The organism is Sphingomonas caseinilytica, from assembly GCF_023516455.1.
GTDB classification, from domain to species: domain Bacteria; phylum Pseudomonadota; class Alphaproteobacteria; order Sphingomonadales; family Sphingomonadaceae; genus Sphingomicrobium; species Sphingomicrobium caseinilyticum.
The window spans coordinates 956,449-981,463 of the sequence record NZ_JAMGBA010000001.1; the positions used below are offsets into that span (position 1 = coordinate 956,449).

General features: G+C 62.0%; 26 protein-coding genes. 14 read left to right on the plus strand and 12 right to left on the minus strand.

What is annotated here, in order from left to right:
• Positions 1-7: 7 nt before the first annotated feature.
• Both LZ496_RS04830 and LZ496_RS04835 read right to left on the minus strand, forming a co-directional pair.
• On the minus strand, positions 8-484 hold the full coding sequence (locus tag LZ496_RS04830; protein ID WP_249903449.1) for a RidA family protein: 477 nt from the start codon (positions 482-484) through the stop codon (positions 8-10).
• Positions 485-1,220: 736 nt separating this feature from the next.
• Positions 1,221-1,613 carry a GFA family protein gene (locus tag LZ496_RS04835; RefSeq protein WP_249903450.1) on the minus strand — a complete coding sequence of 131 codons (393 nt, stop codon included), beginning with the start codon at positions 1,611-1,613 and terminating at the stop codon, positions 1,221-1,223.
• 99 nt (positions 1,614-1,712) lie between these two features.
• Here LZ496_RS04835 and LZ496_RS04840 point away from each other — a divergent pair, with 99 nt between their 5' ends.
• On the plus strand, positions 1,713-3,983 hold the full coding sequence (locus LZ496_RS04840) for an ATP-dependent helicase (protein ID WP_249903451.1): 2,271 nt from the start codon (positions 1,713-1,715) through the stop codon (positions 3,981-3,983).
• Between the two features lie 42 nt (positions 3,984-4,025).
• Here LZ496_RS04840 and LZ496_RS04845 read toward each other — a convergent pair whose 3' ends face one another.
• Together LZ496_RS04845 and LZ496_RS04850 are read right to left on the minus strand one after the other, a co-directional pair.
• A complete protein-coding gene (locus tag LZ496_RS04845; protein ID WP_249903452.1) occupies positions 4,026-4,121 on the minus strand; it encodes an LPXTG cell wall anchor domain-containing protein in 96 nt (31 codons plus the stop codon).
• A gap of 120 nt (positions 4,122-4,241) precedes the next feature.
• Entirely contained in the window at positions 4,242-5,516 is a 1,275-nt protein-coding gene (locus LZ496_RS04850) for an MBL fold metallo-hydrolase (RefSeq protein WP_249903453.1), read from the minus strand.
• A gap of 185 nt (positions 5,517-5,701) precedes the next feature.
• On the opposite strand from LZ496_RS04850, the gene LZ496_RS04855 reads away from it, so the two are divergent.
• The 4 genes from LZ496_RS04855 (at position 5,702) to LZ496_RS04870 (ending at position 10,298) form a co-directional block, all read left to right on the plus strand.
• Positions 5,702-5,956: a GlsB/YeaQ/YmgE family stress response membrane protein gene (locus LZ496_RS04855; RefSeq protein WP_249903454.1), complete on the plus strand. Its 255-nt coding sequence runs from the start codon at positions 5,702-5,704 to the stop codon at positions 5,954-5,956.
• A gap of 119 nt (positions 5,957-6,075) precedes the next feature.
• A complete protein-coding gene (locus tag LZ496_RS04860) occupies positions 6,076-8,016 on the plus strand; it encodes a S9 family peptidase (protein ID WP_249903455.1) in 1,941 nt (646 codons plus the stop codon).
• A gap of 138 nt (positions 8,017-8,154) precedes the next feature.
• The gene (locus LZ496_RS04865) at positions 8,155-9,888 is read left to right on the plus strand and encodes a hypothetical protein (RefSeq protein ID WP_249903456.1); all 1,734 of its coding nucleotides are present in this window, start codon (positions 8,155-8,157) and stop codon (positions 9,886-9,888) included.
• A gap of 98 nt (positions 9,889-9,986) precedes the next feature.
• Positions 9,987-10,298, plus strand: a complete 312-nt coding sequence (locus tag LZ496_RS04870) for a GNAT family N-acetyltransferase (protein ID WP_249903457.1) — start codon at positions 9,987-9,989, stop codon at positions 10,296-10,298.
• Positions 10,299-10,554: 256 nt separating this feature from the next.
• On the opposite strand, the gene LZ496_RS04875 is transcribed toward LZ496_RS04870, so the two are convergent.
• The gene (locus LZ496_RS04875; protein WP_249903458.1) at positions 10,555-11,067 is read right to left on the minus strand and encodes a hemerythrin domain-containing protein; all 513 of its coding nucleotides are present in this window, start codon (positions 11,065-11,067) and stop codon (positions 10,555-10,557) included.
• A 104-nt stretch (positions 11,068-11,171) separates the two neighbouring features.
• Between LZ496_RS04875 and LZ496_RS04880 the strand changes: the two genes are divergently transcribed.
• On the plus strand, positions 11,172-11,390 hold the full coding sequence (locus LZ496_RS04880) for a hypothetical protein (RefSeq protein ID WP_249903459.1): 219 nt from the start codon (positions 11,172-11,174) through the stop codon (positions 11,388-11,390).
• Here LZ496_RS04880 and LZ496_RS04885 read toward each other — a convergent pair whose 3' ends face one another.
• The gene (locus LZ496_RS04885) at positions 11,391-11,576 is read right to left on the minus strand and encodes a hypothetical protein (protein WP_249903460.1); all 186 of its coding nucleotides are present in this window, start codon (positions 11,574-11,576) and stop codon (positions 11,391-11,393) included. It lies immediately after the preceding gene.
• A gap of 64 nt (positions 11,577-11,640) precedes the next feature.
• Positions 11,641-12,945 carry a serine hydrolase domain-containing protein gene (locus tag LZ496_RS04890; RefSeq protein ID WP_249903461.1) on the minus strand — a complete coding sequence of 435 codons (1,305 nt, stop codon included), beginning with the start codon at positions 12,943-12,945 and terminating at the stop codon, positions 11,641-11,643.
• A 164-nt stretch (positions 12,946-13,109) separates the two neighbouring features.
• On the opposite strand from LZ496_RS04890, the gene LZ496_RS04895 reads away from it, so the two are divergent.
• From LZ496_RS04895 to LZ496_RS04910, 4 genes are read left to right on the plus strand one after another with little or no spacing between them, the layout of a single operon-like run.
• The gene (locus LZ496_RS04895) at positions 13,110-13,400 is read left to right on the plus strand and encodes a hypothetical protein (RefSeq protein ID WP_249903462.1); all 291 of its coding nucleotides are present in this window, start codon (positions 13,110-13,112) and stop codon (positions 13,398-13,400) included.
• Entirely contained in the window at positions 13,397-14,071 is a 675-nt protein-coding gene (pyrF, locus tag LZ496_RS04900; RefSeq protein ID WP_249903463.1) for an orotidine-5'-phosphate decarboxylase, read from the plus strand. Before LZ496_RS04895 ends, pyrF begins: the two co-directional genes overlap by 4 nt.
• Positions 14,072-14,126: 55 nt before the next feature.
• Complete coding sequence (gene accD / locus LZ496_RS04905; RefSeq protein WP_249903464.1) at positions 14,127-14,987, plus strand: acetyl-CoA carboxylase, carboxyltransferase subunit beta; 861 nt, start codon at positions 14,127-14,129, stop codon at positions 14,985-14,987.
• Positions 14,987-16,297: a bifunctional folylpolyglutamate synthase/dihydrofolate synthase gene (locus LZ496_RS04910; RefSeq protein WP_249903465.1), complete on the plus strand. Its 1,311-nt coding sequence runs from the start codon at positions 14,987-14,989 to the stop codon at positions 16,295-16,297. The genes accD and LZ496_RS04910 overlap by 1 nt, the downstream gene beginning before the upstream one ends.
• Here LZ496_RS04910 and LZ496_RS04915 read toward each other — a convergent pair.
• A complete protein-coding gene (locus LZ496_RS04915; protein ID WP_249903466.1) occupies positions 16,275-17,648 on the minus strand; it encodes an AmpG family muropeptide MFS transporter in 1,374 nt (457 codons plus the stop codon). The two genes, LZ496_RS04910 and LZ496_RS04915, sit on opposite strands and share 23 nt — an antisense overlap.
• 145 nt (positions 17,649-17,793) lie before the next feature.
• Between LZ496_RS04915 and LZ496_RS04920 the strand changes: the two genes are divergently transcribed.
• Positions 17,794-18,933: an aromatic ring-hydroxylating oxygenase subunit alpha gene (locus tag LZ496_RS04920; protein ID WP_249903467.1), complete on the plus strand. Its 1,140-nt coding sequence runs from the start codon at positions 17,794-17,796 to the stop codon at positions 18,931-18,933.
• Here the strand turns inward: LZ496_RS04920 and LZ496_RS04925 are convergent.
• Positions 18,930-19,361, minus strand: a complete 432-nt coding sequence (locus LZ496_RS04925; protein WP_249903468.1) for a response regulator — start codon at positions 19,359-19,361, stop codon at positions 18,930-18,932. The two genes, LZ496_RS04920 and LZ496_RS04925, sit on opposite strands and share 4 nt — an antisense overlap.
• Before the next feature lie 53 nt (positions 19,362-19,414).
• On the opposite strand from LZ496_RS04925, the gene LZ496_RS04930 reads away from it, so the two are divergent.
• Together LZ496_RS04930 and rsmD are read left to right on the plus strand one after the other, a co-directional pair.
• A complete protein-coding gene (locus LZ496_RS04930; protein WP_366516686.1) occupies positions 19,415-20,209 on the plus strand; it encodes a pseudouridine synthase in 795 nt (264 codons plus the stop codon).
• Positions 20,206-20,745, plus strand: coding sequence for a 16S rRNA (guanine(966)-N(2))-methyltransferase RsmD (gene rsmD / locus LZ496_RS04935; RefSeq protein WP_249903470.1), 540 nt, complete (start codon positions 20,206-20,208; stop codon positions 20,743-20,745). The genes LZ496_RS04930 and rsmD overlap by 4 nt, the downstream gene beginning before the upstream one ends.
• Here the strand turns inward: rsmD and LZ496_RS04940 are convergent.
• From LZ496_RS04940 to LZ496_RS04950, 3 genes are all read right to left on the minus strand, one after another.
• On the minus strand, positions 20,726-21,094 hold the full coding sequence (locus LZ496_RS04940) for a hypothetical protein (protein ID WP_249903471.1): 369 nt from the start codon (positions 21,092-21,094) through the stop codon (positions 20,726-20,728). The two genes, rsmD and LZ496_RS04940, sit on opposite strands and share 20 nt — an antisense overlap.
• 26 nt (positions 21,095-21,120) lie before the next feature.
• On the minus strand, positions 21,121-22,134 hold the full coding sequence (locus LZ496_RS04945; RefSeq protein ID WP_249903472.1) for a 2-oxoacid:ferredoxin oxidoreductase subunit beta: 1,014 nt from the start codon (positions 22,132-22,134) through the stop codon (positions 21,121-21,123).
• Between the two features lie 153 nt (positions 22,135-22,287).
• The gene (locus LZ496_RS04950; RefSeq protein ID WP_249903473.1) at positions 22,288-24,174 is read right to left on the minus strand and encodes a 2-oxoacid:acceptor oxidoreductase subunit alpha; all 1,887 of its coding nucleotides are present in this window, start codon (positions 24,172-24,174) and stop codon (positions 22,288-22,290) included.
• Between the two features lie 133 nt (positions 24,175-24,307).
• Between LZ496_RS04950 and LZ496_RS04955 the strand changes: the two genes are divergently transcribed.
• Positions 24,308-24,793: a hypothetical protein gene (locus LZ496_RS04955; protein ID WP_249903474.1), complete on the plus strand. Its 486-nt coding sequence runs from the start codon at positions 24,308-24,310 to the stop codon at positions 24,791-24,793.
• The last annotated feature ends 222 nt before the right edge of the window (positions 24,794-25,015 follow it).

Genomic DNA, 25,015 nt, shown 5'->3' on the forward strand with positions numbered 1-25,015 from the left:
CGTTCGATTATTTGGCGGCAGTTACCTCGATTTCGACCAGCCAGCCCGGATCGACCAGACCGGCGACCTGCATCGTCGATCGCGCCGGCTTGTTCGGCTGCTTCGCCGTTCCGAAGAAGTCGCGGTACGCCTTCATCATTCCGGCGAAGTCCATCCGCTGTCCGGGCGGCGCGACCAGGAAGACGCGCATCATCACGACGTCGCCCAGGCCCAGGCCCTGCGCGACGAGCGCTGCTTCGACCTTCTTCAAGACCGACCGGGTCTGGGCCTCGGTATCGCCGAAGCGTGCCGTCGAACCCTCCGGCGCGTTTGTGTCGATGGCGTCCGGGACGGTGCCACTGATATAGACCAGCCTACCGCCGGGCGGGACCGAAACAGACGTGGAGATTGGGGAAGCGTCAGCGCCGATCCGCTTGGGTGCTTCGGCGTTTGCGCCTGCAACCATTCCAAGCGTCAGCCCAACCGCCAAGAGTCCATTCCGCATGCGACTCGCCCCCCTGCTTAATATTTTGACAGCCTAGCATTGCAGGACGGCAGGGCGAACTGCGGTCGATACGCGGCCGAACTGTTCGACCAGCGGTAGCCAATCCGAGTGCGATTTTAGGGTGTCAGATCGCTTGGAGAGCCGAGCGTAGGTGGGTGCAGTTCCCACAATAGAAATGGGGGCCGGCATCGCTGCCAGCCCCCATCTGCGCCGAGCTCAGATCCGCCGGTGTTCGCTAGCCTGACGGTCCGAAGACCCTCCGCTACTCGATCCTGGCTCACCAGCTCAGGCGTCGCTTCCAGTTTCTGGTCCTACCCGAAGGTAGGTTCAGAGACCTTCTGCGGCCCTTCTTGGGTCAGCACCTCCGCGTCGCTTGCCTCCCAGGGGGAAACCGCGAACTGCCAGAGGCATTGCCAACTCTTCCGGCGCCTCTTCCGGTGGTCCGACTTGAGCCGAAGCTCTCCTCATCGCCATCCGGTGGAGATCGGTCCTTCCGTCACCTGCCGCACCTTCTTTCCGTTTCCGGCCTTCCGGTGAGGCGGGAACTTCCGTCCCGATCACAACTTGAACCTGCCAAGCTTTTCCGAGTCGGGAAAGCGAAAAATGCGAGTCTTTGCCTGTGGATAACGGGGATATCGCGCATAAGTCGGGAGAATCGCGCCGGGACTCCACCCAACATCGCGAGTCGCCGCGCCCAATAGCCGACGCGGAGCTCAGTGCAAGCCTCGCCGAGTCCTCAGCCGGGATAGCGTTCGAATTCCGGCATCCGCTCGATGCCCTCCATCCAGCCGATCCGCTCGGCCGTCTGGATCTGGACATCGGGGGAAATTTCGTCGGGGTTATCCAGGGTAGCGATCTGGACGTCGATCAGCCCGGGGAAGATCACGTCATTGGTATAGAAGAGCGCGGTACCGCAGTTCGGGCAGAAGTGACGCCGGCCGTTCGCGGACGAGGCATATTCCTTGGTCTCGCCATCGACCTTCAACGCTTCCTTGTTGACCAGGCCCCAGGCGACCATCGGCGCACCGGCGTGGCGGCGACAATCGCTGCAATGGCAAATCGCCTTGTGGACCGTGTCCGCCGGCATTTCATAATGCACCGCTCCGCAGTGGCACTGACCCTTCGGCATTTTGATCTCCTTTTGTTCCATTGCTGCGCATGCCATAGTCGGAGCCGAACGGCCACCCCGTATGTTGCCGTTCCGCTTGCTCAACTCTAGGTCGAGGCCGTGTCCGAATCCTACGTCCCTGCCGCTGAACCGCCTTATCTTGCCGGTCTAAACCCTCCCCAGCGCGAAGCCGTGCTGACGACGGAAGGACCGGTGCTGGTTCTGGCGGGTGCGGGGACGGGAAAGACCGCAGCGCTGACGGCGCGGCTAGCCCACCTGATCGCGACCCGCAAAGCCTGGCCTAGCCAGATCCTGGCCGTCACCTTCACCAACAAGGCGGCGCGGGAAATGCGGGAGCGGGTATCCGCGATCACCGGCGGCGCGGTCGAAGGCATGCCCTGGCTCGGCACCTTTCACGCCACCGGCGCGAAGATGCTCCGCTCTCACGCCGAGCTGGTCGGGCTTCAGTCCAACTTCACCATCCTCGATACCGACGACCAGCTGCGCCTGCTCAAGCAGCTGATCAGCGCCTCCAACCTGGACGAGAAGCGTTGGCCAGCGCGGCAGCTCGCGAGCGTCATCGACCAATGGAAGAACCGCGGCCTGACGCCCTCCCAGATCAGTGCGGCGGACTCGGAAGCTTTCGCCAATGGCCGGGGCCAGGAGCTATACGCGGCCTATCAGGATCGCTTGCGCGCCTTAAACGCCTGCGACTTCGGCGACCTTTTGCTGCACATGCTGACCATCTTCCGCACGCACGCCGACGTGCTGGAGGCCTATCGCGACCGCTTCAAATATATCCTCGTCGACGAATATCAGGACACCAACGCATCCCAATATGACTGGCTGAAGCTGCTAGCCGAACCGCGCCGCAACCTCTGCTGCGTCGGCGACGACGACCAGTCCATCTATTCGTGGCGTGGCGCCGAGGTCGCCAACATCCTGCGCTTCGAGAAGGACTTTCCCGGCGCGAAGATCGTTCGGCTTGAGCAGAATTACCGCTCCACCCCGCACATCCTCGCGGCCGCGACCGGACTTATCGCGCATAACGCGGGCCGGCTCGGCAAGACCTTGTGGACCGAGGTCAATGAGGGCGACCGCGTCCGCGTCATCGGCGTGTGGGACGGGCCGGAAGAGGCACGCCGCATCGGCGAGGAGATGGAAGCGCATATGCGCAGCGGCGGCTCGCTCGATGACTGCGCCATCCTGGTCCGGGCCCAGTTCCAGACCCGCGAGTTCGAAGAGCGCTTCATCGCGATCGGCCTCGCCTATCAGATCGTCGGCGGCTTCCGCTTCTACGAGCGGGCAGAAATCCGCGACGCCCTCGCCTATCTCCGCCTGATCGCTCAGCCGGCCGACGACCTCGCCTTCGACCGCATCGTCAACCAGCCCAAGCGCGGCCTCGGCGACAAGGCGCTCGCTTCAATTCACGCGCACGCACGCGCGAGCCAGCAGCCGCTGCTCCTCGCCGCCGCGTCGATGCTCGATTCCGATGAGCTTCAATCCCGCGCCCGCAACAGTCTCGCGCGCTTCGTCGCCGACGTCGCCCGCTGGCGGCAGATGGCCGGCGAGATCCCGCACCCGGAATTGGCCCGCATCCTGCTCGACGAGAGCGGCTACACGGCGATGCTACAGGCCGAACGCAGCGCCGAAGCAGCAGGCCGCCTCGAAAACCTCGCCGAGCTTACCCGCGCGATGGAGGAGTATGAAACGCTCGGCGCCTTCCTCGAGCATGTGTCGCTTGTCATGGACAATGACTCGAAGGCGCAGGGCGACCGCGTGACGATCATGACCATCCACGCCGCCAAGGGCCTCGAATTCCCGATCGTCTACCTCGCTGGCTGGGAAGAAGGCGTCTTCCCGTCGCAGCGCTCGCTCGACGAAGGCGGCCTCGCCAGCCTCGAGGAGGAGCGCCGCCTTGCCTATGTCGCGATCACCCGTGCGCGGCGCCAGGCAACCATCCTCCATGCGGCCAACCGCCGTATCTACGGCCAGTGGACCAGCAGCATTCCTTCGCGCTTCGTCGGCGAGCTTCCCCGCGATCATATCGAGGAAGAGACGACCATGTCGGGCGGCGAAAGCCTGTGGCGGGCGCAGTGGAGCGAGCGCTCCGATCCCTTCGCCCATGTCGCGCGGCCCTCGCGCGGGCCCGGCTGGCAGCGCGCCGCCGGCGGAAGCTTCAGCACGCAACCTCAGCGGATCGTCGAAGCCAGAGCGTCCGCGGTCAGCCTGGGCAATAAGGGCCGCGACGACCTGTCGGTCGGCCAGCGCGTATTCCACGGAAAGTTCGGCTACGGCACGATCGAGGCGATCGAGGGCAACAAGCTCGAGATCGAGTTCGAGAAGGCCGGACGCAAGCGCGTCCTGGACAGCTTCGTCTCGCTGCCCTGACCACGACGCGACAGTTCCCCGGCGAAGGCCGGGGCCCAAACTCTACATCACGTAGAAGATGGCACCTCCAACGAGCAATGCGGTCATCAGAAGCGCGATCAATTGCGTCTTCTTGGCGCCTGTATCTTCGTAATGCATGACAATTCCCCCTCATGCGAGCGATCACTCGCCCGCCTTGGAATATATCACCGCCAAGCCACGAAGACTCGGTGAAAATCTAAACAAAAGATAATGATTCAAATGTGTTGCCGGGAAGACTCAGTCCGGCTCTGGAACCGGGCGCTTCTTCGTCCCCGCCAGTTCATCGTTCATGTAGCGGACCTCGGCTGCGATCGACCGGTCGCTGATCGCCCAATCGGCGAAGCGCGCCCGCATCTTTGGCGCGACATGCTGGACCAGCGCGTCGTCCTTCAGAGCCGCCTTCTGTCCCTCGCCAACCAGCCGCCTCAGCTCAAGCAGGTATGCCCGGAATTCCTCGACATCCTTGGCGTCCGCGACATCACCATGGCCGGGCACGTAGCGAGTTTGCGGGGCATCGGCACCGCTTACGAAATCGGCGGCAGTCGCGCTCCACTCCTCGACCGAACCGTCGATCAGATTTGGGGCGACCTTTCGCCAAAGCATGTCCCCGGTAAACAGCACCTTCGCGTCCGGGACGGACACCACCAGATCGCCGCCGGTATGACCCAACACAGTGCTCACCACGGCCTTGCGCGAACCCAGCCAGATGGTGAGATCCTTGTCGGTCGTGACGTCCGGTAACGGCAAGCTCTCGACCCGCGCCTTCAACTCCCATGTGAGGCGGTCGCCAAACAGGTTGATGTTGTTGGTCCTGACCCAGCCTCGCACATTCTTGTGGGCGATGATGATCGCGCCCGCATCGCGCAGCACCTGGTCCCCGCCGGTATGGTCGGCGTGGTAGTGAGTGTTGACGGCATACTTGATCGGCTTGGGCGTGATGCGACGGATTTCCGCGACCAGCGCCTGTGCCGCTTCGGGCGTGAACAAGCTGTCGATCACCAGAACGCCATCGTCGCCAATGACGAAACCGGCGTTGGAAAGCGCTTTCCGTTCCGGCCCGTCGATGGCGGCATAAACGCCCGGGCCAATCTCTTTTAAAGTGAAGGGAAGTGGCGAGGCCGAGACTGGCTGCGCAGCAAGCTTAAGCTCGGCAATGCGCACTTCCGTCATTCGCGCCTGGCAACTCGCGTAACTCCGCCCGCTTTGGGTCACAGGCATGGTCGCCGCAAAGGCCTGACATTCGCTCTCGCGCCGATTGACCCACGCCTGCTGACTGTTGCGCAGTGCCTCGGCGACCGCCGATCCCTTGCGCTCTTCGACGCTAGCAAGCGTCAGCTTCAATTGCGCATCGAGCTCTGCTTGTATCCGGTTGAACCGGGTTTCCTCGACGCAAAGATTAAAGGGCCGGCCGTCACTGTCGGCGGGGTTGTCGCAGGCAATTTCTTCTGGCGTGCGACCAGTGGCCGGCTGCGCGGCAGCTTCCAAAAGAAGAAGGGGCAAGAGCAGGTGCATGGCACATCTTCGCAATGCCCAGCCAGGTTCGCAATGGGGGGCGGCAAACGCCAACACCGCCGCCTCAGGTATCGTCAGGACTTGTCCCGATGGCCGGAAAACATGGTCGATTGCACAACTGTGTGGCCCGAAAAACAGGGGGCGTGCGCCATTTTTCCCGCGCGAAGTCTCGCAAGGAGCTCGATATGGAATATGGAATCATCGGTTGGATCGTCGTCGGCTTGATTGCCGGCGTGCTCGCCAAATGGATTATGCCCGGTGACGATCCGGGCGGAATCATCGTCACCATATTGATCGGAATTGCGGGTGGCCTGCTCGGCGGGTTCGCCGCCAGCTCGCTCGGAATCGGTGGCGGCAATTTCATGAACATCGTGATCGCCACCGTCGGCGCCATCGTGCTCCTGATCCTCTACCGTGTCTTGAGGCCGCGCAGGGCCTAGCGGTATCGACCGACACGAACGGCAATTTTAGCGATATGGGGAAGGCCTGCGGTTAGGCCTTCCCCCCGCGCCATTTCCTTTCCTATGACGGCTCCGAATTGCTTTTGTCGGAGTCCTTGATGTCCATTGCCCTGCGCAGCCTGCTTCTCGCCTCGCTGCTCGCCTCCACCGCCACCTTCGCCCAGTCACCCGTCCCCACCCGCCAGGTTGGTACGGCGACCCTTGAGAATGTCCCGGAGATTCCTGCCGAGGTGAAGGAATCCGTGCAGCGCTATCAGAATTATCGCGAGGCGATTTTCCGTGACTGGCTGCCGGACGGTTCGATGCTGATCACAACCCGTTTCGGCGCGACCAATCAAATCCATCGCGTCGCCGCGCCTGGCGCCGACCGAACCCAGATCACATTCTTCGATGAGCCGATCGCCGACGCCGAGACGATTCCCGGCACCGATCGCATCCTGTTCCAGCGGGATACGGGCGGCGACGAATGGTTTCAGCTCTATACGATGGGCCTAGCCGGGCAGGCGGTCCAGTTGACCGAGCCGGGCACCCGCAACCAGGCATACGCCTTCAGCAAGGATGGCAAACTGCTGGCCTGGTCGCGGGCGATCAAGGGCTCGGGCGATTATGCGATCCTGACCGCCGATCCCGCCAATCCCGCCTCGCGGCGCGTCGCTTATCAGGGCACCGGCGCGATCGGCGTGGCCGATGTCAGTTCGGACAAGGGAAAAGCCCTGCTGGAACGCGGCATTTCCAACCGGGAAACGCGCCTGTCGGTGCTTGATCTCGCCAGTGGCCAGGCAACAGAACTTCCATGGTCGTCTGACAAGCCGGCACGCTACGAAAGCGCCCGTTTTGCCCGCAACGGCGCCGGCATTGTCGCGATCACCGACCTTGGCAGTGACGTCCGGCGGCTGGTCGACATCGACGTCGCCACCGGCAAGCGAAACCCTATCTCGCCGGCCGATCTCAAATGGGACGTCGAAGTCTATGACATCGCCGATAACGGCACGACGTACGCCTATGTCGTCAATGAAGACGGCTATTCCCGGATCTGGCTTTACGACCAGGCCAGCGGCCGGCGCTCGCCGATCACCGGGCTTCCGGACGGGGTGCTGACAGGCCTCAATTTCTCGCCCGACGGAGGCAAGCTGGCGATCAGCCTGTCGACCGCCAAATCGGCGGGCGATGTCTGGGTCGCGGACTTGGCCAACAACGGCACTATCACGCGCTGGACCAGTTCGGAGCTTGGACCGATCGATCCGGCCAGCCTGTCCGAACCGCAGCTGATCCGCTTCAAATCGTTCGACGGCCTTTCCGTGCCCGCCTTCGTCTATCGTCCGGCGGGACTTCCGGCCGATGCCAAGACGCCCGTCGTGATCGACATCCACGGCGGCCCGGAATCGCAGACCCGCCCGCGCTGGAACCCCATCTCGCAGCAGATGGCCAATGCGATCGGTGCAACTGTCATCCTGACCAATGTGCGGGGAAGCGATGGCTATGGAACGCGCTACCTCAACCTGGATAACGGTCCGAAGCGCGAGGACAGCGTCAAGGATATCGGCGCGTTGCTCGACTGGATCGCTACCCAGCCGAACCTCGATAAGGAGAAAGTCGCGGTCTATGGCCAGTCATATGGCGGCTATATGAGCCTCGCGGTCATGACCCATTATTCCGACCGGCTGGTCGGCGGCGTCGAGCGCTACGGGATCAGCGACTTCATCACCTTCCTCAACAACACCGAGGCCTATCGCCGCGACAATCGTCGCGCCGAATATGGCGACGAACGCGAACCGGCGATGCGCGAGGTGTTCAAGCGCATAAATCCGCTCGCCAATGTGACCAAGATCAAGAAGCCGATGCTGGTCATGCAAGGCGCCAACGATCCACGCGTGCCCAAGTCCGAAAGCGACCAGGTCGTCGCCGGGATCCGCGGCAACGGCGTCGAGGCATGGTATGTCGTCTACTCCGATGAGGGCCATGGCTTCCTGAAGAAGCACAACAACGACCTTCGCCGCGAAGTAGAAACGGTGTTCTTGAGGAAGTTGTTCGGCTCCTAGACATAAGTAGGCGACTAAATTTCCAATTAACATATATAATCCATGTTAATTTTCTTTAAGCGGTGATAATATTCATTCGCCCGACGAGTCGGGTGCTCGGACCGGCTGCGGCTTTGCTGCAATCCACAGGAGCACCCGATGGATACGATTAGCCTATCTCACTTATCGCCTGCGAACCGTCGACTGCTGGACGAGCGAATTACGGCGCTCGATCTTGCAAAACTCGACCTGCCCATCTTCTGGAGACGATGTTCGGTCGACCTATTGTTGGTAACCGACGGTCTCAGCTTTTCGCCAACGGCGGATTTCGGGCTCGGTACATTCGTCAAAATCCTTCTCGACACCTCCTTGTGGGGGCAAGTCAGGATCACGCTTGCGAACATCGGCCCGTGGACCTCGTTTCACAACGACCCGAGTCTTCTTTCCGAGACACGGATCGTGAGGCGGATCGACAATTTCCGGTTCGACAACTCCGGCCATTTCAATCCGGCGCAATTCGACGCCGTATTCCTGTTTGGAATTGACGATTTCTATCCCAGTTCGATCCGGTCCGGCGGAACCCTGGATGACTCCGAAATCGACATTCTCAGCGCCTTTCAGAATGGCGGTGGCGGCCTTTTTGCCACGGGCGATCACGGCAAGCTGGGCTTCGCCATGTGTTCCAAGGTCTCCCGCGCGAGGAACATGCGCTATTGGGACAGTTTCCCGAGCACGGATCCGGCTACAGACGATGTGTCCATGAGCGGACCCCGGCGCAACGACACCAATGTCTTCAACGCCGGCAGCAACTTTTTCGACGATCAGTCGGACGACATTCCCCAGCGCATCACGCCATTGCTCTATACCCGTTGGACGGGCCTGTTCCGCTATCGCTATCCGCATCCACTGCTGTGCGGCTCGAACGGCGTCATCCGCGTCATGCCGGACCATCCCCACGAAGGACAATGCAGGACTCCCGGCAAGCTGACCGGGACGATCAAGGTAAGTGGGGCGGACGTCCCCGAATATCCTCCGGCGGTACCCGGCGGCACTCGGCCAGTCCCGGAGATCATCTCCTGGAACAGCGTAGCCGCGGGCCGGACTTCAGGCGGCAAATCGCCGACGACTGCACAGTCTTTCCCGGGCATCTGCGCTTACGACGGACATCGATCTCGTGTGGGACGTGTGGTCACGGATGCGACCTGGCATCACTTCGTCAACGTCAATCTGATTGGCATAGACGGCGTGGAACCGCCTGATCGTTGGGCCATCGGGTTCCTGGCATCGGCCGCCGGCCAGGCCGCGTTCGAAGAGATCAAGGCATATTACCGGAACCTGATGCTCTGGCTCAGCCGGCCGGCAACCATTTCATGTCTAAGGACCGGAATATTGGTGACCTTGGCCTTGAAGGATCGCGTGCTCGAAGCCGTCCTGACCGGCCGTAGCGTCGGTCTGGATCGGCTGTCGCCACGGGTGCTTTCACTCATCGGCATGCATGCCCGCGACGTGCTCGGCCGATATGCCGGACGTTGCCAGTCGATCCAGATTGTCATCGACCTGATCGAAGTCGAATGGCGCGAGTTCATCGACCCATGGGTGCCGATCGATCCGGATCCGCCTGTGAAGAACCCCGTAAGCGACGATCCGGATGCCTTCCCGTTGGTCGACCTGAGCCCGATACTCGATGCCGTGCTGGGCGGTGCGCTCGTCGCCGTATCGGAGTCCCTGGCCCATGAAGATCCTAAGAAGCTGGCGAAAATGAAGCCGGAAAAGATCTTCGACATCGCCCAGAAGGGCGCATCGGTAGCCCTGGCAAAATCGCGGGAGGCGCTTGATCGGACGCTTGGGCAGGCCCGACCCTTTGCTCAAGGAGGCGGCAAGAAGTCCAAGTAGCTGAGTTGCGGTACCGAAGGCTGCCGGCTCGGCCGGCGGCCTTTGGCATCCGCGCCGCAGGCTGTTTCGCCGGCGGCTGGACATGCTAGTGCTGCGCCATGTCCAATCCTTCAGAAGTCCGCGACAACCCAGATCGGAACCAGTTCGAGATCGACCTGGGTGACGGCGAATTCGCCTATGCCAAGTACAACCTGCTGCCGGGCGCGATCCGCTTCTACCATACGGTCGTGCCGGAAAGTCATGGCGGCCAGGGCCTCGGAACCATGCTGATCAAGGCCGGGCTGGCCGCAGCACGGGAGCGCGGCCTGAAGGTCATCCCGATCTGTCCCTTCTTCCGCGCCTATCTGAAGAAGCATCCGGAAGAACAGGACCTGGTCCCGCCCGAGCATCGTCACCTGATCGAGGATTAGGCCGGGCCTTCGGCGGCAAGGAAAGGCCTGGGCGAACGTGCCGCCCAGGCCTCCACGCGTGACGCAACTTTTACACAGCAACCGAGACGCGCTTACATCGGCCACCAAACCCATTCATTTGGATCGATCCGGCCTTTGGCATTGGGAGCGCAAGCGCCGACGCGGGCCGGAATGAACCGGCCGCATCTGTGAGAAGAACGACCTAAGCCCGAATTTGTTTCGGAAAAGGCCGAAATCAGCCATTTATGAACGGCGATTAAACCGAAGCCTGCTCCATTGTTGTGAGCTTAGGCTTCGGAATACCGTTCGCCTGATATTCTGAGGTCAGCTCCTGCTTTCGCGTGGCCAGCTCGGCCCCCAGCGCGTCCATGTCGAGGCCGGCCTTCCTCGCCTGCGAGAAAAGGCCCTCCAAGCGCTTTTCCTCTTCCTCGACATGGTGCTCGATCTGTTCCTGGAGCACCTTGACCTTGCTGTCGTAGAATTCGTCGCTGGGCTCTCCGGCCACTATTTCCGCGATCAGCAGCTTGGCCCCGTCATGCTCGACATAGGCCTCCTTCAGGAGATCCTCTTCGACCTTGCCGTCACATGCCGGATAGAAAATCTCCTCCTCGATGGTCGCATGAACTGAAAGCTCCAGGCAGATTCGCTCCGCCAGCTTCTGCTTCCGGCCATCTCCACTGGCCTTTTCGAATTGCGAGAATAGTTCTTCGACGGTGCGGTGATCCTGCTTCAACAGCGCTACCGCATCCTGCCCTTTTGATTCCGCCATTTCCCTAACTCCTTGACTGGGGTTGGGGCCTGAACGGGCACCTGATGGCACCAGTTCCAACGCCATGCGTATCAAGCTCTGGTGCAATGAGTGGAGCTTATCGGATGGATCTGAAGGGGCTTGGCTATCTGATGTCGTCGGCCAGTGTGGTTTTCCTGGGAATTGTCGCCTGGCCGAGTCCGGCCGAGCCCACATGGCACGCTGTTGCCGTCCTACTTGGAATGTCGCTTTCCATCCTTGGAATGGGCGTGCGCTTTATGTCGCACCAGCAGGATCGAAGGGATATCCACCGCGCGGCCCGAAACCAGCCGCCGGAAAGCTGATCAGAGTTCGTCCTCGTTCGCTGCCAGCTCGGCCAGCTCTGTCAGCTCGCGATTGGCCTCGGCTTCATGGAATTCCGCCAGCTGCTCATGCAGGCGCTGAACCGCGGGATCCGAAGCTTCTTCGGCCATCTTTCGGCATTGCGCGGCGCGTTCCAGATGGAAGGCGCGCTCATCATCGGCGCTCATCGGACCTGCCCCTTGCTCGACGAGCGACCTAATTACCACGAACTGGGAATATTGCGGAGTCCGTTCAGGCCCTTCGGCCCCGGTCCTTTCGGGCCGCAAGGTCCTCAGGCTCCGGCGCTCGGCGTCCACCCTTGTCCAGCTCCATCCAATCGCGGAAATCGAGGCCGTAGAGCATGTCCATGACCTCGAACTCCAGCCCGCCTGGCTGTGATGTATTGCTGTTCCACAGGGCGACGACTCCGCTTTTCAGCTGCGGATCGAACAGGATCAGCGAGCGATAGCCGTTCACCCCGCCGCGGTGGCCGATGATGTGATGGCCGGCATATTCGTAGCTGCGCCAGCCATAGCCATATTGGGCTTCGCCGAGCCGCTCCAGGAACTTGCGCATCCGGCCACGTTCGCCCGGGGTCTTGACCCTTGGCTGGTGGATGGTCTCCAGCAATTGCGGACTTAGCACCTGCGGCATCTCGCCCATCTGGGCCAGCATCCACAGCGACATGTCCTTGATATTGCTGTTGACCCCGCCTGCCGCCGGCACGCGATAATAGTTGTCGTTCACTTCCAGAGGGCGCCGCCCCACCGAATGCGGCCGAGCCCAGCTCTGGGCGTGAACCAGTCCGTCGATGGTAAGCGTGGCCGAGCTCATTCCGATCGGGTCGAACAGGTCGCGCTCGACGATGTCCTGGTAACGCATTCCGCCGACCCGGGTGACCATCTCGCTCGCCGCGTCATAGGCGACGTTTTGATAGCTCCAGCAGGTGCCGGGCGGGCAGACGCTGTTCAGGGTCGCCAGCGTGCCGCGAAGGAAGGTAACGTCCTGCCCTTCCTCCAACTTATTGTCGAAAGCATTGCGGTAAAGGCCGAGCCGGTGGCTGAGCACGTCACCCACAGTGGCTTTCAGCTCGTTGCGTCCAGGCAGGTGGAGCGAAGGTGCAACCGCGGCGACCGGCTGGTCGAAACGCAAACGCCCTTCCTCGGCGAGCTTGGCGACCATGGTCGAGGCCACGCCCTTGGAAACCGAAGCCCAGCGGAACACGGTTTCCGGGGTAACCTTCTCGCCCGAGCCTTCGAGCGTTTCACCATAACCGCTCAGGAAGGTGATGCGGCCGTTCTCGACGATGCCGACCGCCATGCCGACCATCGTCGGCTTTTCGACCATTCGCTTGAGGCGAGAATCGAGGCTGGCGTAGTTGATCCGGCTCCGGCTCGCAGGTTCCACCGTCGCGAGCCGGGAGATGATCTTGGCATTGGCAACCGCTTCGGCAGCCTCCGCATTGGTTTTCGAAGAGTCGCCGAATGGTTGAGCGAGGGCAATTGCCCCGACCGCGAGGGCAAATACACCCAGCCCGAGCTTAAACTGACGTTCCAATGTGTTACGCGACCTCCCCGGCAACTGCTGTGCCTAATGCCGCATCAACGCTCAACTCCCCTTGGAATCTCCCTGCGCCAAGCCGAAGCCCTTAAGCGGCGAATGACGGCATCTGGTCAGCGCGGCCGCTCTCGCTTAAGAGCGGCGCAGCGCGGGGTAAGAGAATGAACTTTTTGCGGACATTGTTCTGGGTGGTGCTCGCAGTGTCGCTTGCGATCTTTTCCACCCGCAACTGGAGCAACGTGACGCTGAATCTGTGGGGAAGCATTCAGGCCGACGTCAAACTTCCATTCCTGCTTCTCCTGATGTTCCTGATCGGGTTTCTTCCGACCTATCTCTACATGCGCGGCCGGGTCTGGGGATTGAAGCGCAAGCTTGCTTTCGCCGAGCGACCGACAGTTCAGCCTACTCCAGCGCCGGCGATCGCCGAGGCCGATGACGAGGAGCTGGCATGACCAGCCCCATCTACGTCGCGATCGACACGCCCGATATGGATCGGGCGCGTGCAATCGCGGCGGCGGTGAAGCGCCATGCCGGGGGCCTGAAGCTTGGGCTTGAGTTCTTCTGTCACAATGGCCGGCACGGCGTGATGGAGCTTGCCGAGCTGGGCCTTCCGATCTTCCTCGATCTCAAATTGCACGACATTCCCAACACCGTCGCCAAGTCGATTCAGGCGCTTGCGCCGATTACGCCTGCCGTCCTGACGGTCCATGCCGCGGGCGGGCGAGCGATGTTGGAAGACGCCAAGGCAGCAGCTCCCACCGGAACGAAGGTGGTCGCGGTCACCGTGTTGACCAGCCTCGACGGCGACGATTTAGCATCGATCGGCGTCAAGGCGGATAACCATGAGCAGGTCGAGCGCCTTGCAGCCCTCGCCAAGGATGCGGGGCTGGACGGCATTGTCTGCTCCGGCAATGAGGTGGCGGCGGTGCGCCGCAAGTGGAAGGACGGCTTTTTCGTCGTTCCAGGTATACGGCCGGCGAACGCCCAGGTCGGCGACCAGAAGCGCGTAATGTCTCCTCGCGGGGCAATCGATGCCGGCGCCTCGATCCTGGTCATTGGACGCCCGATAACCGGCGCGGAGGATCCAGCGACAGCGCTCCGGGAAATCGCCGGAACGCTTTAGGTAGACATCAGGGCGCGGCGGACCTACGCCCCGCGCCGATATTCATGAGGGTTCGATGAGCTGGCTGAGCAGCGTCCGCAAAGGCATTCAATCGCTGACCAAGCGTCAAAGTGCCGACAATCTGTGGCACAAGTGCAAGAAGTGTGCGTCGATGGTCTTCACCAAGGAGTGGGAAGACAATCAATATGTCTGCCCCCGCTGCGACCATCACGACCGGATTGGACCGACGGCGCGATTTGACGGTCTGTTCGACCGCCAGAAATATGAAGTGCTGGATAGCCCCGAGGTCCGCGAGGATCCGCTGAAGTTCCGCGACACGAAGCGCTACACCGACCGTATCAAGGCTGCGCGATCCTCGACTGGAGAGCGTGACGCGCTGATCAACGCCATTGGCAAGATTGAAGGTCACCAGGCCGTCGTCGGCGTCCAGGACTTTGCCTTCATGGGCGGATCGATGGGCATTGCCGTGGGCGCTGCGATCGTTGCTGGCCTGCAAAAGGCGATCGCCAAGAATTGCCCCTATATCCTGTTCACTGCTGCGGGCGGCGCCCGCATGCAGGAGGGGATCCTCTCGCTGATGCAGATGCCCCGGACCACGGTCGCGCTTGCAAAGCTGCGCGAAGCCGGCCTGCCCTATATCGTCGTGTTGACCGACCCGACCACCGGCGGCGTTACGGCGAGCTATGCCATGCTCGGCGACGTTCAGATCGCGGAGCCAGGCGCACTCATCGGCTTCGCCGGCCAGCGGGTAATCGAGCAGACGATCCGGGAGAAGCTGCCGGACGGATTCCAGCGCGCTGAATATCTGCTCGACCATGGCATGATCGACATGGTCGTCCATCGCCATGCGCTGAAGGACCGGATCGGTCGTTTGTTGAGCTATCTGGCTCCGCAGAAGGACAAGAAGGCCGCCTGATGAAGGAAGTGATCCGCTCGGCGGATCCGAGGATCGCGGCACTTATTGCTCGGCAGGCGACCCAAAATCGCGACCGCGATCAATTGGGTCTCGATCGTATATCCGCCCTGCTTGAAGCGGTTGGCAGGCCGCAGGATCGCCTTCCGCCCATATTCCATGTCGCCGGTACGAACGGCAAAGGCTCGACCTGCGCATTCCTTCGTGCGGCGTTGGAAGCGGCGGGGAAGCGGGTACACGCCTTCACCAGCCCACATCTGGTCCGATACAATGAGCGTATCCGAATTGCAGGCAAGCTGATCGAGGACGCCCAGTTGGGCGAACTGATGGACCGCGTGCTCGACGCCAACGAAGAGCTCGGCGCTAGCCTGTTCGAAGTGAACACGGCAGTTGCCTTCCTGGCCTTCAGCGAGGCACCTGCCGATGCCTGCATCTTGGAAGTCGGCCTGGGCGGACGGCTCGATGCGACCAATGTGGTGGAGAAGCCCCTGGTGTGCGGCATCGCCAGCCTCGGCCTCGACCACCAGGCATTTCTAGGGGACACGCTGAACGAAGTTGCGGCGGAGAAGGCAGGCATCGCCAAGCGCGGCGTGCCGCTCGTCACGCAGATCTACCCTTCCGCTATTGCCGAGCGCATTGGCGAAATCGCTCATGACGTTGGGGCGATATGGGAACCGCGCGGACTGCATTGGGAGGCCGGGGTGCGTCAGGGCAAGCTGCGTTACCGCGATCGCCAAGGTGCCATGGATCTTCCCTTGCCTCGCTTGCCGGGAAAGTATCAGGCGATGAACGCTGCCCTGGCCGTGGCGATGCTGCGGCATCAATCCCAGATCGCGATACCGGCTTCGGCCTACGGTGCAGCAATGGGGTGGACGCAGTGGCCGGCCCGGCTGCAGCAGCTTCATGGTGGACCGCTTTTCGCCATGCTGCCCAAAGGCAGTGAATTGTGGGTCGATGGCGGTCACAACCCCAGTGCGGCTCAACTGGTCGCTGACTATGCCAAGCGGCAATGGACCGACCGCCTGCCGCTAGTGCTGTTGTTCGCAAGCCTGCAGAGCAAAGATGCGGCCGGGACCCTGCGTCCGTTCAAGGGTATCGCGACGGAAGTACTGACGCTTCCGATCGATGGGCATGAGTGCCGCACGCCCCGCGAACTCGCACATCTGGCGGAAAGCATGGGCCTTCCGGCACGCCCCTGTTCGAGCCTTTCCAGCGCCATGACGGCGCTGGCCAAGCCGGCCCGCGTGCTGGTATTCGGATCTCTCTATATGGCCGGCGAGCTGCTCGCCCTTAACGGGCCGCTGCCGGACTAGCCTCCCCATCCTCCGCCCGCGCGTCGCCCTGCCCTTCGACACCCGCCGTACCGATCGAGCTATCAACCAGGCCCGAACGCATCATCAGCCAGAACAAGATGATGCCGGGAAGCGCGGCAACCGTGGTCAGCCAGTAGAAATTGACGTAGCCGACTGACTCCACGATCGCACCTGCCGTCGTCCCGGTCAGGACGCGCCCAACCACACTCGCCGCAGCCGAGATCAGTGCATATTGCGAGGCCGTGAACTGCAAATTGCAGAGAGCGGAGAAGTAGGCAACGACTACCACACCGCCGATGCCGCTGGCGAAATTCTCGAACCCGATACAGGCGGCAAGGCCGATGTTGGTATGTCCCGACATCGCGAGGAAGGCGAAGGTCGCGTTCGATACGCCCATCAGGATCAAGCTGATCAGCACGGATCGCTTCATCCCGATTTTGGCATAGAGGACGCCGCCAACGAAGATGCCGATCAGATAGGCCCAGAAGCCGACGCCGACGTCCCAGATAGCGATCTCGTCATTGGTGTAGCCCATGTCGTCCAGAAGCAGGCGCAGGACCAGCTGACCAAGCGTGTCACCAATCTTGTGAAGCAGGATGAACAGCAGCACGAGCATGGCGCCACGCCGCTTGAAGAACTCCGCGAACGGTCCCCAGATGGCGGTGACTGCCTCCGACATTCCCTTGCGGGCAGTGGGCTCCTTGTGGCGCTTGGGCTCGCCGACGATGAGGCCGGTCAGCATGGCCGGCAAGGCAAAGATCGCGCAGGCAAGATAGGCCATTTCCCAACCCACCCGGGCCGCGAGAACCAGTGCCAATGCACCGGCGGCAACCGAGCCGATACGCCAGCCATATTGCGACATCCCCGACCCGACGCCCAGCTGCCGCGGCTCCAACAGCTCGATGCGATAGGCATCAATGACGATGTCGAACGTTGCGCCCGCAACGCCGACGAGGATGGCCGCGATCGCGGTTTGATAGATGTTCGCGGAAGGGTCCTGGAACGCCAGGTTGGCAACCGCCGCCATGACCATCAGACCGGACAGGATAAGCCAGGAAACCCGTTGACCCAGCCTGCCAAGGATCGGCAGCCGAACGCCGTCGACGATCCAGGCCCAGAGGAACTTGAGGTTATAAACGAGGAAGGCCAGCGCGAAGGTCGTGACGGTCGACTTGGTAATCCCGTCCTGTGCGAGCCGCGTCGTCAGCGTCGCGCCGATCATCGCATAGGGGAAACCCGACGATACCCCTACGAAGAAAGCAGCGATCGGCGCCTTCTCGAAGTAGGGCTTGATGCCCTGCCAAAGGCCCCTTGTTTCGCCGTCGCTCGGGATTGCTGCTGCTTCGCTCAACGCCTTGTCTCCCCCGGGCTGGAAATTGTGACGGAGCCTAGCAGCCAGATTCCGTAGGGGAAGCGCAAATAGAGGGCAGCTCGTGCCGAGAAATGGGTCGGTTCGCCCTTGCAACCGATCGTTTGGAGGCGCAGGATTCCGCTCCATGGACATGCCTCGGAGCCCCCGCCGTCCGACGCCGGGTCAACGCGCGCTTGCCGACGCGTTGGCGCGAGGTGAGCCGTTCCTCGGTTCCGGCGTCGAGACGCTGTCCGCCAACGTCTACATCGATCCCGAACGCTATGAGGCGGAGCAGCGGCAGATCTTCGACAAGGTGCCGCACCTACTCGGCCCCTCGGCGCTGCTTCCGGAGAAGCGGCAGGCCGTGGCGCATGACGGTTATGGAACGCCGCTGATCCTGATCCGTGACGACGACGGCAAGGCACATTTGTTCGCCAATGTCTGCCGCCATCGCGGGACCCGGTTGATCGATAGCCATGAACCGGTCCCGGCCAAGCGGATCGTCTGCCCCTATCATGCCTGGGCCTATAAGCCGGACGGTGAGCTGACCGGCATGCCGCGCGCCGACTGCTTCCCCGATTTCGACAAGGGCACCCACGGGCTTCGGGAGTTCCCGTGCGTAGAAGCCGGCGGGCTGATCTGGTGGTCGAAGAATGACGACGCCGATTTCACGGATGCCGAGGCACTTGGTCCCGATCTCGACGCGTTCGGACTAGGCGATCTCTATCTTTATAAGCGCCGCACGCACGACGTTCCTGCGAACTGGAAGCTGTTCGTCGATGCCTTCCTGGAAAGCTATCACGTCCAGCGGCTTCACGCCGCGACCATCGCGCCCTTCTTCGCCGATGGGATTACCGTCGCCGACTATATCGGGGTTCATCAACGGGCTGCGGTTGGACGCGAGGCCTATCTCGCCGAAATCGATCGCGACGATTGGGGCCAGCTGCGCAAGGCGGTGACCTACAGCTATCAACTGTTCCCGGCCTCGGTGATCATCGTCAGTCCAGACTATATCAACTTGCTGGTTGGTATGCCGCAGGGTGTCGGACGGACTCTGATCGAGGATTTCATGCTGATCCCCGAAAAGCCGACCACCAACGAGGCCGAAGCCCATTGGCAGCGGAGCTGGGACCTGCTCGATGGCGGGACCTTCGGGGCCGAAGATTTCGGAGCGGCCGCGCTTTGCCATCGCGGACTTGAGTCGGGCGAGATCGAACAGGTCGTGCTGGGCAAGCTCGAACATGGCATTGCCGACTTCCATCGCAAGATCGAAGCGGCGCTTTAGACTTCGGCTTTCGGATAAAGCGTGAGGCCCCGCGGCGGGCGCGCTTTCTTGCCGGCCAGATAGGAATCCACTGCTTTCAGCGCGGACCTCATCGTCCCATGCGAATAAGGTTTCATCAGCACACCAACGACCAGCTCGTGAGCGTTGTCCGGCGGCGCGCCCGTTACGAACAACACCGGGATCCCGCGGGTATGCGCCTCCTTTGCCAGGTCGACTCCACTGCGCTCTCCCGTCAGGCGGACGTCGCACAGGATCAAATCGACCCGCTCCTTGTCCAGGATTCTGATGGCATCGCGAAAACGATCGAGGGTTGCGACGACCTCATATCCCTCGTCGCTGATCAGGTTTTCATTGTCGAATGCCGTGAGCGGCTCATCCTCGACGATGAGGATTCTATTGACGATCCGCTTACGCTTCCCGAACAGCATTCCGACTCCGTATGAAAGACAGACCAATTTCGCAACGAACGAAGCGTGCCCCGGTGCCGCGCGGACGAACTCGTCCCGGCGGACCGCCGCAAAAACCGCGCGGACCCAAGCCTGGACCCGCCCGCGAAGAGGGGCCGCAACGTATCGCCAAGCTGCTCGCGCGGGCCGGAATCGCGTCGCGCCGCGACATCGAACGGATGATCGCCGAGGGCCGCATCGCGCTCAATGGCGAGAAGCTGACGACGCCCGCGACTCTCCTGGAAAATCTGAATGGCGTGACGGTGGACGGACAGCCGGTGAAGCCCGCTGGCGCTGCCCGGCTCTTCCTGTTCTACAAGCCGGCGGGAGCGCTGACCGCTGCTCGCGATCCAAAGGGCAGGCCGACCATCTACGACAAGCTGCCGCCGAACCTGCCGCGCCTGATGCCGGTCGGGCGTCTCGACTATATGACTGAAGGCCTGTTGCTGCTGACCAATGATGGCGAGTTGAAGCGGCAACTCGAACTGCCGAAGACTGGTGTTGTCCGCCGATACCGCGCGAGGGCGTTTGGCGACGTTACCCAGGCTCAGCTCGAAGAGCTTGCCGAAGGGGTGACGATCGACGGCTTCCGCTACGGCTCCATCGACGCCAACCTCGAGCGGCGGACCGGCCGCAACTGCTGGATCGAGCTGGCGCTGACCGAGGGCAAGAACCGCGAAGTCCGCAATGTGCTTGCCCACCTTGGGCTCCAGGTCTCGCGGCTCATTCGGACGCACTACGGGCCTTTCACGGTCGAGGGTTTGGCCCCGGGAGACATCGGCGAGGTGCAGCGCGAAACCCTGTTCCAGTTCCGCCGGACCTTGAAGTGAGGATCATTGCCGGGGAGTGGCGCGGCCGGAAGCTGGTCGCCCCGGAAGGGCGTCAAACCAGGCCGACCGCCGATCGAACGCGGGAGACATTGTTCTCGATGCTCGCCAGCCGGTTGGGCAGCTTCGAAGGGCTGCGTGTAGCCGACCTATATGCCGGCAGCGGTGCGCTTGGCATCGAAGCACTGTCGCGCGGCGCGGCGCATGCGACCTTTGTCGAGACTGACCGAGCGGCCTTGAAGGCAATCGAGACAAACTCCAAGACGTTGCAAGCCGAAAACCAGATTGCGGTCCGGGCCATGTCGGCGGCCGCCCTGCCTGCTAGCGAACCATTCGACCTGGTGCTGGCAGATCCACCCTATGAGGCTGGATCGGGTAGCACGGTTGCAGCGGCAGTTTCCAAAGCCGGCTGGCTTTCACCGGGCGGCTGGATGGCCATCGAGACCCATCGCGGCGACGCAGTTACGCCGCCGGACGGCTGGGAGATCGACGCTGAGCGCGACGTCGGCCGCGCCCGGCTTACGATTTTGCGGGCTTAGCTTTCGCCGCCTTGTTGGTGTCAGCGAACTCGGTGATCAGCCGAGCGCCGATTGCCGCCGCCGCTGCCTTCCCAGCCTCTTTGACGGCCCGCGACGAGCGGTGCTTCTTGTCCTTGCTGCCTTCCGCGATCGCAGCCACCGCGGCAGTTGCGCCAATCGCCAGCAGTTCGCCGACCAACGGATGCTCGGCCAGTTTCCACAGCACCTCGACGCCCTTGTCGGCTTTCGATTTCTTGCCCGACTTGTCTTTCTTGGCGCCCTTTGGAGCGGCCTTCAGCGTTACGGCCTTCGCGGCTTTCGAAGTCTTCTTCTTCGGCTTCGGCGCAACGGCCGTCTTCGCTTTTGCCATTCATTCCTCCGGGGTTGGACAGATAATTATTCCGCGCGTGGTTCCTTTTCGACCATCCATGTCTGGCCTTTGCTGACCAACGACTGGAGATCGGCTTTCTTTCCCTTGGCCGCAGCTTCATTCTGCTCGACCACGGCGCTGTCGAATGTCGGTGCCGGATCTTCGTAGATGACGCCCAAGGCCATCGGAAAAATCGTCACCGGCATCTCGGCCAGCATATAGGCGACCGAGCGGTTCCTGGGGTTGTGGACGATGACCTCGTCGCTGTCACCGTCCACCACCTTCAGCCGGTGATGTTCCATGTCGAGCGCAATGCCCTTGGTCCCGCCGGCGAAGAGCATCTTCTGGCCAGCCTGCAACCAAAGCTGCTTGTCCGCGGCGACTTCCTTCGAGGTGAAGGGAGCGAATACATCGTCGTTGTAGACGACGCAGTTCTGGTAGATTTCGACGAAGCTGGCGCCGCGATGGGCGTGCGCCGCCTTCAGCACATCGACCAGATTCTTGTGCACGTCGATGCCGCGGGCGACGAAGCGCGCGCCTGATCCCAGCGCATAGGAGCAGGGATTGACCGGACGGTCGACCGAACCGAACGGTGTCGAGGGCGAGCGCGTTCCGATCCGCGAGGTCGGCGAATATTGGCCCTTGGTGAGGCCATAGATCTCGTTGTTGAACAGCAAGAGCTGGCAATCGAGATTGCGCCGCAAGAGGTGCATCGTGTGATTGCCGCCGATCGACAGCGCATCGCCGTCACCGGTGATGATCCACACGTCGAGTTCCGGATTGGCGAGCTTGGTGCCGGTCGCAACGGCGCAGGCGCGGCCGTGGATCGTATGGAAGCCGTAGCTGGCCATATAATAGGGAAAGCGGCTCGAGCAGCCGATGCCCGAGATGAACACCGTCTTTTCCCGAGCGACGCCGAGGTCCGGCATGGTCCGCTGAACCGCCTTCAGTACGGCATAGTCGCCGCAGCCCGGGCACCAGCGAACTTCCTGGTCGCTTGCCCAGTCCTTGGCGGTGGTGACTTTTACTTGCTCGTTCATGTCAAATAACCGTTGAGCCAGAGATAGAGGAAGATCACCAAAAGCAGCATGGCGATCATTGGCCAGGGGTTGATCGGCTTCACGGCCAAACACCCCTTAAGGTCGCAAATGTCTCAAGGTCAGGCGACATTTCGTGCGACTTTAGTGACCTTTTCACCGGATCGCCTCCTCGATCGCGGCTTCGATTTCGGCGATCGTGAATGGCTGCCCCGAAACCTTGTTCAAAGGTCGGGCATCGACCAGGAACTGGTCGCGAAGCAAGGTCTTCAGTTGTCCGCTATTCATCTCCGGAACGAGGATATGATCATAGCTCTTGAGTAGGACAGCCAAATTTTTCGGGAACGGCGCGATGTAGCGGATGTGGATGTGGCTGACGTCCAGCCCGCGAGCGCGCGAGCGCCGAACCGCCTGGTGGATCGGGCCGAACGTCGAACCCCAACCGACAACCACCATCCGGCCGTTGTTGGTACCGAGGCAGACGTCCTGGTCCGGAATGGAATCCGCGACGCCATTGACCTTGGCGGCACGAAGCCGGGTCATTTCGGCATGCGCTTCCGGCGAATAGTCGATGTTGCCGGTGCCGGGGTTCTTCTCGATGCCGCCGATGCGATGTTCGAGCCCGACCGTCCCTGGCTTGATCCACGGACGCGCCAAATCCTCGTTGCGCTGATAGGGCATGACCTGGTCGTTGTCCGGTTCCAGCGCCGACCCTTCGGCGAACGTCACCGGGAACGGCTCATAAGCCGACATGTCCGGCACCTTCCACGGCTCGGCCGCATTGGCGATGTAGCCGTCGGTGAGCAGCATGACCGGCGTCATGTAACGGGTCGCGATGCGGACCGCCTCGATCGCGCAATCGAAGGCGTCGGCGGGCGAGCGGGCGGCGATCACCGGCATCGGCGCATCGCCATTGCGGCCATAGACGGCCTGATAGAGATCCGACTGCTCGGTCTTGGTCGGAAGACCGGTCGACGGCCCGCCGCGCTGCGAGTTGACGATGACCAGCGGAAGCTCGGTCATGATCGCAAGACCCATGGCCTCGCCCTTCAAGGCGATGCCCGGACCGGACGAAGAGGTAACGCCGAGCGACCCGGCGTAGCTTGCGCCGATGGCCGAGCAGATCGCGGCAATCTCATCCTCCGCCTGGAATGTGGTGATGCCATATTCCTTGAGGCGCGACAGGTGATGGAGGATCGCCGATGCCGGCGTGATCGGATAGCCGCCGAAGAACATCGGCAATTCGGCCAGCTGCGCACCGGCCATGAGGCCCAGCGACAAGGATTCAGCGCCAGTGACGGTCCGATAAAGACCTGGCTCGGCCGGCGCCGCGGCGAGGTGCCGCTGGTGAACCTGTCCGCCGATTTCCGCGGTTTCGCCATAGGCATGGCCGGCGTTCAAAGCAGCGATATTGGCTTCGGCGAGCTGCGGCGCCTTGGCGAACTTGGCGTTGAGCCAATCGATGATCGGCTGCCGGTCGCGATCGAACATCCAGAGCGCGAGGCCCAAGGTCCACATGTTCTTGCAGCGCAAGGCTTCCTTGTTGCCGAGGCCGAACGGCTTCACTGCGTCGAGAGTCAGCTGCGATATGTTGAAATGGACCAGCTGCCATTTGGCGAGGCTGCCGTCCTCCAGCGGATTATTCTCGTAACCGGCCTTGGCGAGGTTGCGCGGCGTGAACTCCCCTTCGTCGGCGATGATCAGGCCGCCTTCGCGCAGCGCCTTGGTATTCATCTTCAGCGCCGCCGGGTTCATCGCGATGAGAACGTCCGGCGCATCGCCCGCGGTTTCGATCGCGGACGAGCCGAAATTGATCTGGAAGGCGGAGACACCAAACGTCGTCCCTTGCGGCGCGCGGATCTCCGCCGGGAAATCGGGGAAGGTGGCGAGGTCGTTTCCGGCGAGCGCGGTGGACAGGGTGAACTGGCCACCGGTCAGCTGCATTCCGTCTCCGGAATCCCCGGCGAAGCGGACGACAACCGCCTCCAGTGCGGGCCGCGCTTTGGCCTCGTTCTCCGTTACTTCGTGAGTGGCCGTGGCCATGATCGTCCTTCGAGTGTTTGGTTTGAAACCCACATTAGGACTGTGAGGGTGATTCCGCCACCTTTTCGTCGGCATTTTCCCCAATGCGATCCTATCCAGTCCGCGCTAAAGTGCATTCGGGGGGAGCAAGCCGATGATCCTTCGTCGCCTGACCGAAAATTTGCGCGCTCAGAACTGGACGGCAATCGCAATCGAGTTCTTCATCGTCGTCATGGGTGTCTTCATCGGCACGCAGGTTTCCAACTGGAATCAGCAGCGGCTGGAAAAGCGCGAGGCCGAGCAGATGCTCGTGAACCTCGCGCCGGAACTGCACGCGCAGATGGAATTTTTCACCAGCGTCCGGACCTACTACGCCACCACCCGCCGATATGCGGATCGGGCGCTGGCGGCTTGGAACGGTGACCATGATGTCAGCGACGAACAGTTCGTGATTGCCGCATACCAGGCGAGCCAGATCACCGGGATTGGAACCAATGCCGAAAATTGGGCGCTGACGTTCGGGGGAAACCAATTGCGCAATATCGCCGATCCCAAGGTCCGGCGGAACATCGAGGTATTGCTGACCACGGATTACGAGCCCGTCAGCCTCAATTCGGTAGCCACACGCTATCGCGAGTAAGTCCGAAGGGTGATCCCCATCCGCGTCCAGGACGACATCCGGCGCGAATGCGGTGACCGAAACAAGACCACACCGGAGGGCTTTGTTCTGGGTTCGCTGCCCCAGACCTGCGGCTTGCGAATTGCACCGGCTGAGGCCGCGAGAATTGCCGCGGCGTTGAGAGCGCGACCCGACCTGGCGGAAGAGCTAAACTGGCATCTGGCAGCAATCGCGGTTTACTTG